The sequence below is a fragment of the Pseudomonas sp. NY15372 genome (genome assembly GCF_048068215.1).
GTDB classification, from domain to species: domain Bacteria; phylum Pseudomonadota; class Gammaproteobacteria; order Pseudomonadales; family Pseudomonadaceae; genus Aquipseudomonas; species Aquipseudomonas guariconensis_A.
The window spans coordinates 1-13,775 of sequence record NZ_JBLUPY010000042.1 but is presented as its reverse complement, the minus strand read 5'-3'; the positions used below and the strand labels follow the sequence as shown (position 1 = coordinate 13,775).

The 13,775-nt window shown below is 64.6% G+C and carries 14 protein-coding genes; 6 read left to right on the top strand and 8 right to left on the bottom strand.

Annotated elements, in window-relative coordinates; translation table 11 throughout:
- Nucleotides 1-137 precede the first annotated feature (137 nt).
- The 4 genes from ACNFG0_RS20275 to dadA all read right to left on the bottom strand — a co-directional run bounded on the left by ACNFG0_RS20275 (nucleotide 138) and on the right by dadA (nucleotide 3,816).
- Nucleotides 138-542, bottom strand: coding sequence for a c-type cytochrome (locus tag ACNFG0_RS20275; protein WP_196144726.1), 405 nt, complete (start codon nucleotides 540-542; stop codon nucleotides 138-140).
- Nucleotides 543-696: 154 nt separating this feature from the next.
- Nucleotides 697-1,245 carry a cupin domain-containing protein gene (locus ACNFG0_RS20270; protein WP_084855358.1) on the bottom strand — a complete coding sequence of 183 codons (549 nt, stop codon included), beginning with the start codon at nucleotides 1,243-1,245 and terminating at the stop codon, nucleotides 697-699.
- Between the two features lie 110 nt (nucleotides 1,246-1,355).
- Nucleotides 1,356-2,429, bottom strand: a complete 1,074-nt coding sequence (gene alr / locus ACNFG0_RS20265; protein WP_196144647.1) for an alanine racemase — start codon at nucleotides 2,427-2,429, stop codon at nucleotides 1,356-1,358.
- A gap of 85 nt (nucleotides 2,430-2,514) precedes the next feature.
- Nucleotides 2,515-3,816, bottom strand: a complete 1,302-nt coding sequence (gene dadA / locus ACNFG0_RS20260) for a D-amino acid dehydrogenase (RefSeq protein WP_196144648.1) — start codon at nucleotides 3,814-3,816, stop codon at nucleotides 2,515-2,517.
- Nucleotides 3,817-3,970: 154 nt separating this feature from the next.
- Here dadA and ACNFG0_RS20255 point away from each other — a divergent pair, with 154 nt between their 5' ends.
- Nucleotides 3,971-4,459: an Lrp/AsnC ligand binding domain-containing protein gene (locus ACNFG0_RS20255; RefSeq protein WP_084855355.1), complete on the top strand. Its 489-nt coding sequence runs from the start codon at nucleotides 3,971-3,973 to the stop codon at nucleotides 4,457-4,459.
- Between the two features lie 3 nt (nucleotides 4,460-4,462).
- On the opposite strand, the gene ACNFG0_RS20250 is transcribed toward ACNFG0_RS20255, so the two are convergent.
- The gene (locus ACNFG0_RS20250) at nucleotides 4,463-4,816 is read right to left on the bottom strand and encodes a YkgJ family cysteine cluster protein (RefSeq protein WP_196144649.1); all 354 of its coding nucleotides are present in this window, start codon (nucleotides 4,814-4,816) and stop codon (nucleotides 4,463-4,465) included.
- Nucleotides 4,817-5,059: 243 nt separating this feature from the next.
- On the opposite strand from ACNFG0_RS20250, the gene ACNFG0_RS20245 reads away from it, so the two are divergent.
- Complete coding sequence (locus tag ACNFG0_RS20245) at nucleotides 5,060-6,352, top strand: NAD(P)/FAD-dependent oxidoreductase (RefSeq protein ID WP_196155882.1); 1,293 nt, start codon at nucleotides 5,060-5,062, stop codon at nucleotides 6,350-6,352.
- A 44-nt stretch (nucleotides 6,353-6,396) separates the two neighbouring features.
- On the opposite strand, the gene ACNFG0_RS20240 is transcribed toward ACNFG0_RS20245, so the two are convergent.
- Nucleotides 6,397-6,627, bottom strand: a complete 231-nt coding sequence (locus ACNFG0_RS20240) for a DUF1127 domain-containing protein (RefSeq protein ID WP_196144651.1) — start codon at nucleotides 6,625-6,627, stop codon at nucleotides 6,397-6,399.
- Between the two features lie 180 nt (nucleotides 6,628-6,807).
- On the opposite strand from ACNFG0_RS20240, the gene ACNFG0_RS20235 reads away from it, so the two are divergent.
- The gene (locus ACNFG0_RS20235) at nucleotides 6,808-8,238 is read left to right on the top strand and encodes a PLP-dependent aminotransferase family protein (RefSeq protein WP_196144652.1); all 1,431 of its coding nucleotides are present in this window, start codon (nucleotides 6,808-6,810) and stop codon (nucleotides 8,236-8,238) included.
- A gap of 59 nt (nucleotides 8,239-8,297) precedes the next feature.
- Nucleotides 8,298-9,854 carry a phospholipase D family protein gene (locus ACNFG0_RS20230; RefSeq protein WP_416766142.1) on the top strand — a complete coding sequence of 519 codons (1,557 nt, stop codon included), beginning with the start codon at nucleotides 8,298-8,300 and terminating at the stop codon, nucleotides 9,852-9,854.
- 118 nt (nucleotides 9,855-9,972) lie between these two features.
- On the opposite strand, the gene ACNFG0_RS20225 is transcribed toward ACNFG0_RS20230, so the two are convergent.
- Nucleotides 9,973-11,112 (bottom strand): MFS transporter, encoded by a 1,140-nt coding sequence (locus ACNFG0_RS20225; protein ID WP_196155884.1) that lies wholly within the window; start codon nucleotides 11,110-11,112, stop codon nucleotides 9,973-9,975.
- A 205-nt stretch (nucleotides 11,113-11,317) separates the two neighbouring features.
- Nucleotides 11,318-12,811, bottom strand: coding sequence for an aldehyde dehydrogenase (locus tag ACNFG0_RS20220; RefSeq protein ID WP_196144655.1), 1,494 nt, complete (start codon nucleotides 12,809-12,811; stop codon nucleotides 11,318-11,320).
- A 196-nt stretch (nucleotides 12,812-13,007) separates the two neighbouring features.
- On the opposite strand from ACNFG0_RS20220, the gene ACNFG0_RS20215 reads away from it, so the two are divergent.
- Nucleotides 13,008-13,367, top strand: a complete 360-nt coding sequence (locus ACNFG0_RS20215; RefSeq protein WP_196144656.1) for a cupin domain-containing protein — start codon at nucleotides 13,008-13,010, stop codon at nucleotides 13,365-13,367.
- Nucleotides 13,368-13,450: 83 nt separating this feature from the next.
- Nucleotides 13,451-13,654 (top strand): I78 family peptidase inhibitor, encoded by a 204-nt coding sequence (locus ACNFG0_RS20210; RefSeq protein WP_416766140.1) that lies wholly within the window; start codon nucleotides 13,451-13,453, stop codon nucleotides 13,652-13,654.
- Nucleotides 13,655-13,775 lie beyond the last annotated feature (121 nt).

The following is a 13,775-nucleotide window of genomic DNA, read 5'->3' as shown; positions in this document are numbered from 1 at the left end:
CGCGGGACAAGCCCGCTCCCACAGGTTTCGCGCCGCTCTGGAGGGTAGCATTGAACTTGTGGGAGTGGGCTTGTCCCGCGATTGGGCCAAAAACAAAGCCCGCCATGGAAGGCGGGCTTGCGGGTATCAGCCTGGGTTCAGAGCCCCGACATCTTCTTGATGGCGCCCTTGAGCTCTTCGTCCGAGCAGTCGGCGCAGGTGCCTTTCGGCGGCATGGCGTTGATACCGGTGATGGCCTTGGCCAGGATGCCGTCGAGGCCGCCCTGGTGGTCCGCACGTTCTTTCCAGGCGGCGGTGTCGCCGATCTTCGGTGCGCCGAGCAGGCCGCTGCCATGGCAGGCATTGCAGTGCTTGGCGATGATCTGGTCCGGCGTCTTGGCGCCGCCACCACCGGCAGTGGCAGCCACGGCCATGCCTTTGCATTCCTGGCCCTGGACACACACCTGGCCGACCGGCTCGAGGCGCTTGGCAAGGTCGTCGTTGGTCGCAGCGGTTGCGCTCATTGCCCAAAGGGCGAATACGGCTGCTGGTACGGCCAGCATCTTCTTGATTTGGTTCACGCGAACACCCTCATGGTGGCTAATCACGCCCGCGGCCACGGATCTGCGAGCGTTTGAAAGTATAGCGGGAACCCAGGGACCGTGAAACGACCCTACAAGGGAAAGGGATATTGCCGGAACAATGCACTGCGCTGGATCAAAAGTTCGACGGTGTCGCTGCGCTGATCAGCCGGGCAGGCTCGTCGAAGGGGTTGCGAAAACGGTGCGGCCGGGTGCTTTCGAAGTAGTAGCTGTCGCCTGCTTCGAGGACGAAGGTCTCGGTGCCGACCACCAGCTCCAGGCGCCCTTCGAGCAAAATGCCGGTTTCCTCACCGTCATGGGTGAGCATTTCTTCACCGGTGTCGGCGCCAGGCGGGTACACCTCGTTGAGAAAGGCGATGGCCCGGTTGGGGTGCGACTTGCCCACCAGCTTCATGGTCACCGCACCGTCGGAGATGTCGATCAGCTCGTGAGCCTTGTAGACGATCTGCGTAGGGCTTTCGGGAGCGAGCTCGACGGAGAAGAACTCCACCATCGACATGGGAATGCCACTGAGCACCTTGCGCAGGGAGCTGATCGACGGGCTCACGCTGTTCTTCTCGATCATCGAGATGGTGCTGTTGGTAACGCCCGCGCGCTTGGCGAGTTCACGCTGGGACAGGCCCTTGAGCTTGCGGATGGCTTGCAGTCGTTCACCGACGTCCAAAGCTGGAGCCTCCTGAAACGGTCGAGATGGGAGCAAAGTGTGAACGATATGATGGCGATGCCGTTCAGTATTTACAACACTTTGCCCCGCAACCTGTCCGCTTCAGCCGCTTATTCGCCGATATAGTCCAGCGGCACGCGCTTGAGGTTGCAGAAGATCTGGTACGGGATCATGCCCGCCTGGGCTGCCACCTCGCTGGCCAGCACCTGCTTGCCCCACAACTCCACCGGGCTGCCGATGGTGGCTTCGGGCACGTCGGTCAGGTCGATGCAGAGCATGTCCATGGACACCCGCCCGATCAGCTGGCTGCGCTTGCCGGCGACCATCACCGGGGTACCGGTGGGCGCCTGACGTGGGTAGCCATCGGCATAGCCCATGGCGACCACGCCGACCCGGGTCGGGCGCGGGGTGATGAACTTGGCGCCATAACCCACCGGCTCGCCGGCCGGCAGCTCACGCACGCCAATAACACGCGATTGCAGGGTCATCACCGGTTGCAGGCGCTCGGCCTGGGGTTGGGAGACTTCGAAGGGCGTGGCGCCGTAGAGCATGATGCCCGGGCGTACCCAGTCGCTCGGCACTTGGGGCCAGCCCAGCACCGCCGGGGAATTGCGCAGGCTGCATTCGGCAGCCAGGCCCTGGCGGGCGGCTTCGAACACCGCCACCTGCTGGGAAGTGGCATCCACGTCCAGTTCATCGGCGCGGGCGAAGTGGCTCATCAGCACGATACGCGCCACCTTGCCGCTGGCCAGCAGACGCTGGTAGGCCTCCTGGTAGTCCTTCGGGTGCAGGCCCACGCGGTGCATGCCGGTGTCCATCTTCAGCCAGACGGTCAATGGCTTGTGGACAGTCGTGTTCTCGATCGCTTCCAACTGCCACAGTGACTGCACCACGCACCACAGGTCGTGCTCGGCGATCAGCGCCAGCTCGCTGGCCTCGAAGAAGCCTTCGAGCAGCAGCACCGGCGCCTTGATCCCGGCGGCGCGCAGCTCGAGCGCTTCCTCGATGCAGGCCACCGCAAAGCCGTCGGCTTCGGTTTCCAGGGCCAGGGCACAGCGTACCGCGCCATGCCCGTAGGCATCGGCCTTGATCACGGCCAGGGCCTTGGCACCGGACAGTTCACGGGCCAGGCGATAGTTGTGGCGGAGGGCTTGGAGGTCGATGAGGGCACGGGCGGGACGCATGGCGGCAGCCTTATGGTGGTTCAGGTTGAAATCGGTGTTGCCCTATCGCCGGCAAGGCGGCGATAGGGCTGGTGAAGCAGGCCAATCACTGATGCACAGGCGCGGCCTGGCCGTGCTTGGTCACTTCCCGGTTGTTGCCGTAACGGGAAATGTCGAGGCCTTCGGCACTGATCTGCGGCTTCTTGCGCGCGATCAAATCGGCCAGCAGGCGACCGGAGCCACAGGCCATGGTCCAGCCCAGGGTACCGTGACCGGTGTTCAGGAACAGGTTGCGGTACGGGGTGGCGCCCACGATCGGGGTGCCGTCCGGGGTGGCCGGGCGCAGGCCGGTCCAGAAGCTGGCCTGGCTCAGGTCGCCGCCGCGAGGATAGAGATCATTGACGATCATCTCCAGCGTTTCGCGGCGACGCGGGTTCAGCGAAAGGTCGAAGCCGGCGATCTCGGCCATGCCGCCTACGCGGATACGGTTGTCGAACCGGGTGATGGCGACCTTGTAGGTTTCATCGAGAATGGTCGAGGTCGGCGCCATGTCGGCATTGGTGATCGGCACGGTCAGCGAGTAACCCTTGAGCGGGTACACCGGCGCCTTGATGCCCAGCGGCTTGAGCATCTGCGGCGAATAGCTGCCCAGGGCCAGCACGTAGCGGTCGGCGGTTTCCAGCTTGCCGTCGATCCACACGCCGTTGATACGGTCACCGGCGAAGTCCAGGCGCTGGATGTTCTGGTCGAAGCGGAATTCCACGCCCAGCTTGAGCGCCATTTCGGCGAGCTTGGTGGTGAACAGCTGGCAGTCGCCGGTCTGGTCGTTGGGCAGGCGCAGGGCGCCGGCCAGGATGTTCTTCACGCCGGCCAGGGCAGGTTCGACACGAGCGATGCCGTCGCGGTCGAGCAGCTCGTAAGGCACGCCGGACTGCTCGAGCACGGCGATATCCTTGGCGGCGGCATCCACCTGCGCCTGGGTACGGAACAGCTGGGTGGTGCCCAGGGAGCGGTTCTCGTAGGCGATGCCGGTTTCGGCGCGCAGCTCGTCGAGGCAGTCGCGGCTGTACTCGGACAGACGCACCATGCGCTCCTTGTTCACCGCGTAGCGGTTGGCGGTGCAGTTGCGCAGCATCTGCGCCATCCACAGGTACTGGTCGACGTCGCCGGTGAGCTTGATGGCCAGCGGGGCATGGCGCTCGAGCAGCCACTTGATGGCCTTGAGCGGCACGCCAGGGGCAGCCCAGGGCGAGGCATAGCCGGGCGAGATCTGGCCGGCGTTGGCGAAGCTGGTTTCCATGGCCACCGCTGGTTGGCGGTCGACCACCGTCACTTCGAAACCTTGCCGGGCCAGATAATAGGCACTGGCGGTTCCGATCACACCGCTACCAAGTACCAAAACTCGCATTGTTTATCCCTCGCACGCGGTCAACCGCAGTCTTTTGTTGAAATGGCTGGATGGCCGCAGTATATGGAGGAATAGCCAGTGCATTTCACTATATAAAAGCCTATATTTGGCGAGAATTCTCGGCAAAATCGCCTTTCACGGAGGGGCATCCCCTATGAGAACCCAGCACCAGAGCAAGCGTGAACTGGACAAGATCGACCGCAATATCCTGCGCATCCTGCAGAACGACGGGCGCATCTCGTTCACCGAACTGGGCGAAAAGGTCGGCCTTTCCACCACACCTTGCACCGAGCGGGTTCGCCGGCTGGAACGTGAGGGGATCATCATGGGCTACAACGCCCGGCTCAATCCGCAGCACCTCAAGGGCAGCCTGCTGGTGTTCGTCGAGATCAGCCTGGACTACAAGTCCGGGGACACCTTCGAGGAGTTCCGCCGCGCCGTGCTCAAGCTGCCCCATGTGCTGGAATGCCACCTGGTGTCCGGCGACTTCGACTACCTGGTGAAGGCACGTATCTCGGAGATGGCCTCCTATCGCAAGCTGCTGGGCGACATCCTGCTCAAGCTGCCCCATGTGCGCGAGTCCAAGAGCTACATCGTCATGGAAGAGGTGAAGGAAAGCCTCTGCCTGCCGATCCCGGAGTAAGGTTCAGACCAGCACCTGGCGGGTGCTGGCGATGAACTGGTGCACCAATTGCTCGGCCTCGGGTTCGATCATCTGGTCGGGCCCCCGGCCCCGCGGGCAGGCCAGGCGTGGCGTGGTGCCGAACAGGCGGCAGATCATCGGGCGCTCTTCGTAGACCGTGCAGCCGTTGGGGCCCAGGTGCACGCAGTCCAGGCGCTCCAGCGCGGCGTCCTGCTCGGCGCGGGGCTTGCGCGGCAGGCGGGCCATTTCTTCAGCCGAAGTGGTGACCGGGCCGCAGCAATCATGGCAGCCGGGTTCGCACTCGAAGGATGGGATCAGTTCGCGCAGGAAATGGATCTTGTGGCTGTTGCAGGACATGGTCGGGTACAAAGCAGGGAAATTGACCAGATTATATAGCGCCGCCCCACTGTAGGAGCGGCCTTGTGCCGCGAACGGGCCGCAAAGCGGCCCCGGCACTATAACTGTGGGGGGCGCTGCGCCCCTTTCGCGGCACAAGGCCGCTCCTAGAGTTGATCGCGTCAAGCAGGGCTGGCCGGTTGCCCGCCCCAGAGCCCCGGCTTATCCTCCTCGCCTAGCCCACCAGCCCCAGGACCCAGCCCAATGATCCACAGCGCGCAGCACGCCGCCTCCTACTATGCCGCCAGCAGCGCACCCCACCCTGACCACGCCTTCCTGCAAGGCGACCACCGTGCCGACGTCTGCATCGTTGGCGGCGGTTATTCCGGCCTCAATACTGCCATCGAGCTGGCCGAGCGTGGGCTGTCGGTGATCCTGCTGGAAGCGCGCAAGATCGGCTGGGGCGCCAGCGGGCGCAATGGTGGGCAGTTGATCCGCGGCGTCGGCCACGGCCTGGAGCAGTTCCTGCCGGTGATCGGCGAGGAAGGTGTGCGCAGCATGAAGCTCATGGGCCTGGAAGCGGTGGACATCGTCCGCGAGCGCGTCGAGCGCCATGCCATCGCCTGCGACCTGACCTGGGGCTACTGCGACCTGGCCAACAAGCCGGGCGAGCTGCAAGGCTTCGCCGAGGATGCCGAAGAACTGCGCAGCCTGGGCTATCGCCACGAACTGCGCCTGGTGCAGGAGAAAGATATCCACAGCGTGGTCGGTTCCGACCGCTATGTAGGCGGGCTGATCGACATGGGCTCGGGGCACCTGCACCCGCTGAACCTGGCCTTGGGCGAAGCCGCCGTGGCCAGCCGCCTGGGGGTGGGCCTGTATGAACAATCGGAAGTCGTTCGTATCGACTACGGCCCCGAAGTGACTGTGCATACCGCCCAGGGCCGCGTTCGCGCCACGACCCTGGTGCTGTGCTGCAATGCCTATCACAACGACCTGAACCGCGAACTCGGCGGCAAGGTATTGCCCGCCGGCAGCTATATCATCGCCACCGAGCCGTTGGGCGAGGAGCGCGCCCGCCAGTTGCTGCCGCAGAACATGGCGGTGTGCGACCAGCGCGTGGCCCTGGACTACTATCGGCTCTCTGCCGACCACCGCCTGCTGTTCGGCGGCGCCTGCCATTATTCCGGGCGTGACCCGCAGGACATCGCCGCCTACATGCGGCCCAAGATGCTCAAGGTATTCCCGCAGTTGGCCGACGTACGCATCGACTATCAATGGGGCGGCATGATCGGCATCGGTGCCAACCGCCTGCCGCAGATCGGCCGCCTGGCCAGCCAGCCCAACGTCTATTACGCCCAGGCCTATTCCGGCCATGGCGTGAACGCCACCCACCTGGCCGGGCGCTTGCTGGGCGAGGCCATCAGCGGCCAGCAGGGCGGGCGCTTCGACCTGTTCGCCAAGGTGCCACACATTACCTTCCCCGGCGGCAAGCTGCTGCGCTCGCCGCTGCTGGCCTTGGGAATGCTCTGGCATCGCCTGAAAGAACTCGCCTGACACCCCCTTTGAGCGGGCTTGCCCCGCTCCTACAGGGGTCGTGTTCAACTTTTCCAGAAGGGTTTGCGCCCTTCCTCCCGCGCTTGCGCCCAGCTCAGCCCGATATCCCGCAGTTGTGCATCGTCGAGCTGCAACAGGTGCCTGCGGGTACGCCAGCGATGCACCATCAACCCCCACCGGCTCAGCCCCGCTGGCCCCTCGAAGACCTTGGCCCGTTCTCCAGCGTCCAGTTCCTTGGCCAATAGTTGCAAGCGCACATCGCTCATGCCGTCCATCGCTGCGTTCTCCCGATCAGTAGGTACTGTGGGAGAAAGCATGCACGTCGGCACCCGAGGCCATACAGATCCAATGCCAGTTTATTATTTCCATACAGAATTGGCAGCCTGAGGCCTGAATGCTGTATTTTCAGCCGATCTGTAATGGTCTGCAGGCGCACTTAGGCGCAGGAGTATGCCGTGACGCTCTACCTCAACCTTGCCGAACTGCTGGGCGCCCGCATCGAACAAGGCCTGTACCGCCCCGGCCAGCGCCTGCCCTCGGTGCGCGCGCTGAGTTTGGAGCATGGGGTCAGCCTGAGCACGGTGCAGCAGGCCTATCGCCTGCTCGAGGACAACGGCCTGGTCTCGCCACGGCCCAAGTCCGGCTATTTCGTCGCCGAAGACCGCAGCCTCCCTGCCCTGCCCGCCGTCAGCCGCCCGGCCCAGCGCCCTGTGGATATCTCGCAATGGGAGCAGGTCCTGGAGCTGGTACGCAGCACGCCGCAGAAGGCGGTGATACAGCTTGGCCGCGGCATGCCCGACATCGACAGCCCGACCTTGAAACCTCTGTTACGCAGCCTCGCCCAGCTCAGCCGACGCCAGGACATGCCCGGGCTGTACTACGACAACATCCACGGCAACCTCGCCCTGCGTGAGCAGATCGCCCGGCTGCTGCTCGATTCCGGCTGCCGCCTGGACCCGGCCGACCTGGTGGTGACCACGGGCTGCCATGAGGCGCTGTCCACCAGCATCCGCGCCGTGTGCGAGCCGGGCGATATCGTCGCGGTGGAGTCGCCAAGCTTCCATGGCGCCATGCAGACCCTCAAAGGCCTGGGCATGAAGGCCCTGGAAATCCCCACCGACCCGCTCCAGGGCATCAGCCTGGAGGCCTTGGAGCTGGCGCTGGAACAATGGCCGATCAAGCTGATCCAGCTCACCCCCAGCTGCAACAACCCCCTGGGCTACATCATGCCCGAAGCGCGCAAGAAGGCCCTGCTGAACCTCGCCCAGCGCTATGACGTGGCGATCCTCGAGGATGATGTGTATGGCGACCTGGCCTACACCTACCCGCGCCCACGGACCATCAAGTCGTTCGACGAAGACGGCCGCGTGCTGTTGTGCAGTTCTTTCTCCAAGACCCTGGCACCGGGGCTGCGGGTTGGCTGGGTGGCGCCCGGCCGCTATCTGGAGCGGGTGCTGCACATGAAGTACATCAGCACCGGCAGCACGGCCTGCCAGCCGCAGTTGGCCATCGCCGACTTCATCGAGGCCGGGCATTACCACCCGCACGTGCGACGCATGCGCAGCCAGTACCAGCGCGGCCGCGACCAAATGAGCGACTGGGTGACCCGCTATTTCCCTGCAGGCACCCGCGCCAGCCGGCCCCAGGGCGGTTTCATGCTATGGGTCGAATTACCAGAAAGTTTCGACACGCTGCGCCTGAACCGGGCTTTACTGGAGCAGGGGGTGCAGATTGCGGTTGGCAGCATCTTCTCGGCGTCGGGCAAGTACCGGCATTGCCTGCGCATGAACTTTGCCGCACGGCCCACGCCGCAGATCGAAGCCGCTGTGCGCAAGGTGGGCGAAACCGCCCTTCGTCTACTGGAAGCGGACGAAAGCCCGGCGTAACTTTGCGCCGCCTCCCACAGTCCAAACCATAGGCCTTTGCTGTACAGGACGTTCTACCCTTGAGACTCCAGCGAGCTCTGCCTCTCTTGCTGGCGCTGTTGCTTGGCCTGTCGGGCTGCGCCAGCGTCGGCACACCGCGCCAGGTCAGCCAGGCGCTGCCGGCCAGCGATTCGGCCTTCGGCCGCTCGGTGCAGCGCCAGGCCGCGCCGTACGAGGGGCGCTCGGGCTTTCGCCTGCTGCCCAACAGCAACGAGGCCTTTCGTGCCCGCGCAGAGCTGATCCGCAACGCCCAGGCCAGCATCGACCTGCAGTACTACATCGTCCATGACGGCCTCAGCACCCGCGCCCTGGTGCATGAACTGCTGCGTGCCGCCGACCGCGGCGTGCGGGTGCGCATCCTGCTCGACGACACCACCAGCGACGGCCTGGACACCCTGATGGGCACGCTGGCCGCCCACCCGAACATCCATATCCGCGTATTCAATCCCCTGCACCTGGGGCGCAGCACCGGCGCCACCCGTGCCGTGGGCCGGCTGTTCAACTTGTCGCGCCAGCACCGGCGCATGCACAACAAGCTGTTCCTGGTGGACAACAGCATGGCCATCGTCGGCGGGCGCAACATCGGCGACGAATATTTCGATGCCGAGCCCAACCTGAACTTCACCGACATCGACCTGCTCGGCGTGGGCCCGGTGGCCGAACAACTCGGGCACAGCTTCGACCAGTACTGGAACAGCGCCCTGAGCCGGCCGATCGGTGACTTCCTCTGGCGCCAGCCAGATGCCGCCGACCTGCGCGCCAGCCGCAAGCGCCTGGAAATTTCCCTGGCTCAGGCACGGGTCAAGCACAAGGCGCTGTACGACCGGCTGATGGCCTACCAATCCCGCCCACGCCTGGACACCTGGCGCAACGAGTTGATCTGGGCCCATAGCCAGGCCCTATGGGACTCGCCGAGCAAAGTGCTGGCCCAGGACGAGCCGGACCCGCACCTGCTGATGACCCAGCAACTGGCGCCAGAGTTGGCCAAGGTGCAGCACGAGCTGATCCTGGTGTCGGCTTACTTCGTGCCTGGGGAGTCCGGCCTGTTGTACCTCACCAGCCGCGCCGACGCAGGCACCTCGATCAAGCTGCTGACCAACTCCTTGGAAGCCACCGACGTACCGGCGGTGCATGGCGGCTACGCCCCCTACCGCCGCGCCCTGCTCGAACATGGCGTACAACTGTACGAACTGCGCCGCCAGCCGGGCGACCCCAGCGCCTATCGTAGCTTGAGCTTTCGCGGCAGCTCCGACTCCAGCCTGCACAGCAAGGCGATCGTCTTCGACCGGCGCAAGACCTTCATCGGCTCGTTCAACTTCGACCCACGCTCCGTGCTGTGGAACACCGAAGTCGGCGTATTGGTAGACAGCCCGGAACTGGCCGAATACACCCGCGAAATGGCTGTCGAAGGCATGGCACCGGCATTGAGCTACCAGGCGAAACTGGTAGGCGACCAGCTGGTGTGGGTGACCGAGGACAATGGCAAGCGGCGCTTGCTGACGTCGGAACCAGGCGGCCTGTGGCGGCGCTTCAATGCCTGGATCAGCAAGGCAGTGGGCCTGGAGAAGATGCTGTAGCGCAGGGCCAATCGCCGGCAAGCCGGCTCCCCCCCTGCAGCTCTCAAAGCCTTTGCTATCCGTGGGAGCCGGCTTGCCGGCGATTGGGGCTGCATAGCAGCCCCCCCAATGTTGCGATCTACGCCGACGCCGGCTCGAAGGCATCCCGCCGCCGGGTCAACACCACCAACCCTGCGGCCCCTGCGGCCATCAACCAAGGCAACGCATGCCCGCTGATCCACTGGCTGCCAGCCCCGGCGATCAGCGGCCCGAGCAGGCAGCCGATCCCCCACAGCTGCGCCACATGCGCATTGGCCCGCACCAGTTCATCGTCCCGGTAACGCTCACCGATCAGCACCAGCGATAAGGTGAACAGGCCACCGGCACTGGCACCGAACAGCACCCACACCGGCCAGATCGCAGGGGTGTGCAAGGCCAGCGGAATCGCCAGGCTGGAAACGAGCAGGGTCAGGGCGCAGCCGCTGAACAGAGTACGGCGCGACATGTAGTCGGCCAGGGCACCGATCGGCAGTTGCAGCACCGCATCACCCACCACCACGGTACTGACCATGAACAGCGCCACCTCCGCGGTGAACCCTTGCTGCAGGCAGTACACCGGCAACAAAGTCAGGATCATCGCCTCGAACGCAGCGAACAGGGCAATGGCCCAGGCGATCACCGGCAGACGCCGGCAGAAAGCGAACAGGTCGCCGAAGGTGACGCTGCACGCGTCGGTGCTCGGCGCACCACCACGCCCCAACAGCAGCAACGGCGCACACAGCAGCAAGGCCGTCGCGGCCCAGAACCCGAAATCATCGTCCGAACCCAGGAACCCCAGCACCAGTGGCCCGGCCAGCTGGCTCAAGGCGTAGCTGCTGCCATACAGCGCCACCAGGCGGCCTCGCCACTGCTCGACCACCAGCTGGTTGATCCAACTTTCGCCGAGGATGAACACCACCGTCAGGGCCATGCCGATCAGCAGGCGCAGCGCCAGCCACAACGGGTAGCTGGGCAGCAGTGCTACCAGGCCGATCGACAGGGCGCCGCCCCATAGGCACAGACGCATGGCGGCCGGCACACCGACCCAGCCGGCCAGGCGGCTGGCCAGGCTGGCACCGAGCAGCACACCCAGAGCCGGCATCGCCGCCATCACGCCGATAGCGAACCCACCATAGCCCCAGCCCTCCAGGCGCAAGGACACCAGTGGCATGCTCACGCCGAGCGCGAGCCCGACACTGAGCACCGAGGCCAGTACGGCAAAGTAGGTTCCCCAACGCATGGCAGCCCTCCTAGGCAGATCTTGAAATACAAAGACGACAAAGCCGGGACGGCGTAGGGCCGGCCCGGCTGTCGTCAGGGCTGCCTTTGCAGCCCATCGCGGGGCAAGCCCACTCCCACAGTGGCCGCGCCGGCCCTGAGGTTGGCGCTGACCTTGCTGGAGCGGGCTTGCCCCGCGCTCAGGCCGCGAAGCGGCCCGCGCTGGATTACAGCTTGATCCAGGTCGCTTTCAGCTCGGTGTACTTCTCCAGTGCGTGCAGCGACTTGTCACGGCCGTTGCCCGACTGCTTGAAGCCACCGAACGGTGCGGTCATGTCGCCGCCGTCGTACTGGTTGACCCACACGCTGCCAGCGCGCACGGCGCGGGCAGTCTGGTGGGCCTTGGAAATGTCCGAGGTCCAGATGCCGGCGGCCAGGCCGTAGGGCGTATCGTTGGCGATAGCCACGGCTTCTTCTGCGGTGTCGAAGGTGATCACCGACAGCACGGGGCCGAAGATCTCTTCCTTGGCGATCTTCATGGCGTTGGTCACGCCGTCGAAGATGGTCGGCTCGACATAGGTGCCACCGGTTTCTTCCAGGGTGCGCTTGCCGCCAGCCAGCAGCTTGGCGCCGTCCTGGTGGCCGGCCTCGATGTAGGACAGAACGGTGTTCATCTGCTGGGTATCGACCAACGCACCCACGGTGGTCTCAGGGTCCAGCGGGTTGCCCGGCTTCCAGGCCTTCAGGGCCTCGACCACCATCGGCAGGAACTGGTCCTTGATGGAGCGCTCGACCAGCAGGCGGGAGCCCGCGGTGCAGACTTCGCCCTGGTTGAAGGCGATGGCGCTGGCAGCAGCCTCGGCGGCGGCCTTCAGGTCAGGCGCGTCGGCGAACACGATGTTCGGGCTCTTGCCGCCGGCTTCCAGCCAGACGCGCTTCATGTTCGACTCGCCCGCGTAGACCATCAATTGCTTGGCGATCTTGGTCGAGCCGGTGAACACCAGGGTATCGACGTCCATGTGCAGGGCCAGGGCCTTGCCCACGGTGTGGCCGTAGCCCGGCAGCACGTTCAGCACACCGGCCGGGATACCGGCTTCGATGGCCAGCTGGGCGATACGGATGGCGGTCAGCGGCGACTTTTCCGAAGGCTTGAGCACGATGGAGTTACCGGTGGCCAGGGCCGGGCCGAGTTTCCAGCAGGCCATCAGCAGCGGGAAGTTCCAAGGTACGATGGCACCCACCACGCCCACCGGCTCGCGGGTGACCAGGCCGAGCTGGTCGTGCGGGGTCGGGGCGACTTCGTCGTAGACCTTGTCGATGGCTTCGGCAGTCCAGTGGATGGCGTTGGCGGCACCCGGGATATCGATGGTGGAGGAGTCACCGATCGGCTTGCCCATGTCCAGGGTTTCCAGCAGTGCCAGCTCCTCGACGTGCTTGCGCAGCAAGTCGGCGAAGCGGATCAGCGTGGCCTTGCGCTTGGCCGGCGCCAGGCGCGACCAGACGCCGGATTCGAACACGGCGCGGGCGTTCTCGACGGCGCGGTTGGCGTCGGCCAGGTCGCAACTGGCGACCTTGGCCAGGAAGCGTCCGTCCACCGGGCTCAGGCAGTCGAAGGTTTCACCGGACGCGGCATCGGTGTATTCGCCGTTGATGAAGGCGCGACCTTCGATCTTCAGTTGTTGGGCACGCTGTTCCCAATCCGCACGAGTCAGGGTGGTCATACGAAACTCCTCCTCTTGTTAAGGTGCAACGCCGTACTGAGGACATCACGGCGATGTCGAAAATTCTGGCCGGGCGACAAGCGCACACTGGCACCCGCCACCCTAAACCAGCCGGGTGAAACTATCAATATATTTGACACGAAAGGCCTAAAAGCCTACTGATGTGCATTTTATTAAACAACAAGAGGGCTTCAGCATGACTATCAGCAGCATCATCGATTTCGCCCAGGTGCTCACCGAGGCCGAGCGTTATCGCCCGGCGGCGGAAAAAATCCTCAAGGGCGAACCCGACCAGGCCGTCTACAACCACTACTCCAGCCCCTGCGGCCAGTTCGCCGCGGGCGTATGGGAAGGTGCGGTCGGGCAGTGGACGGTGAACTACACCGAGCATGAGTACTGCGAGATCACCCAGGGCGTCTCGGTGCTGCGCGACCTGGACGGCAATGCCAAGACCTTGCGTGCCGGCGATCGCTTCGTGATCCCCGCAGGCTTCAAGGGCACCTGGGAAGTGCTGGAGCCGTGCCGCAAGATCTATGTCATGTTCGAGCAGAAGTAATAGTTAACGCAGCGACAGGCCTCCTTGGCGTAAAGATGGCCCGGCCCGTTCGGGCTCACCCTCACAACCCAAGGAGTACCACCATGACCAATGAAGAAGTCGTGCACGAGTTGCAACACCTGATCGGCCTGCCCTATGAAGGGTCGATCAAAACCGCCATTACCCAGGCCACCGGGCGTACACGCGTGGTCGGCCCCAATGAAATGTCCACGCGCGAATTCGACCCAGAACGGGTACATGTGCGCGTCGATGCCAGCGGCGCTGTCTCGGGCTTCGCGTTCAACTAACACCGAACGCCGGGCATCGAGTAGGAGGCGGGCTCTGACCCGCCGTCCTCTCACACCACCGTGCGTACGGTTCCGTACACGGCGGTTCAGGTTATGCGACTAAGCCGGTTGATCGTATCCA

What these genes read in the sequence shown, in the direction of transcription:
- ACNFG0_RS20275 (WP_196144726.1), bottom strand. Translation starts at nt 542, where the DNA reads ATGCTGGCCGTACCAGCAGCCGTATTCGCCCTTTGGGCAATGAGCGCA.
- alr (WP_196144647.1), bottom strand. Translation starts at nt 2,429, where the DNA reads ATGCGTCCCGCCCGTGCCCTCATCGACCTCCAAGCCCTCCGCCACAAC.
- dadA (WP_196144648.1), bottom strand. Translation starts at nt 3,816, where the DNA reads ATGCGAGTTTTGGTACTTGGTAGCGGTGTGATCGGAACCGCCAGTGCC.
- ACNFG0_RS20255 (WP_084855355.1), top strand. Translation starts at nt 3,971, where the DNA reads ATGAGAACCCAGCACCAGAGCAAGCGTGAACTGGACAAGATCGACCGC.
- ACNFG0_RS20250 (WP_196144649.1), bottom strand. Translation starts at nt 4,816, where the DNA reads ATGTCCTGCAACAGCCACAAGATCCATTTCCTGCGCGAACTGATCCCA.
- ACNFG0_RS20245 (WP_196155882.1), top strand. Translation starts at nt 5,060, where the DNA reads ATGATCCACAGCGCGCAGCACGCCGCCTCCTACTATGCCGCCAGCAGC.
- ACNFG0_RS20240 (WP_196144651.1), bottom strand. Translation starts at nt 6,627, where the DNA reads ATGGACGGCATGAGCGATGTGCGCTTGCAACTATTGGCCAAGGAACTG.
- ACNFG0_RS20225 (WP_196155884.1), bottom strand. Translation starts at nt 11,112, where the DNA reads ATGCGTTGGGGAACCTACTTTGCCGTACTGGCCTCGGTGCTCAGTGTC.
- ACNFG0_RS20220 (WP_196144655.1), bottom strand. Translation starts at nt 12,811, where the DNA reads ATGACCACCCTGACTCGTGCGGATTGGGAACAGCGTGCCCAACAACTG.
- ACNFG0_RS20215 (WP_196144656.1), top strand. Translation starts at nt 13,008, where the DNA reads ATGACTATCAGCAGCATCATCGATTTCGCCCAGGTGCTCACCGAGGCC.
- ACNFG0_RS20210 (WP_416766140.1), top strand. Translation starts at nt 13,451, where the DNA reads ATGACCAATGAAGAAGTCGTGCACGAGTTGCAACACCTGATCGGCCTG.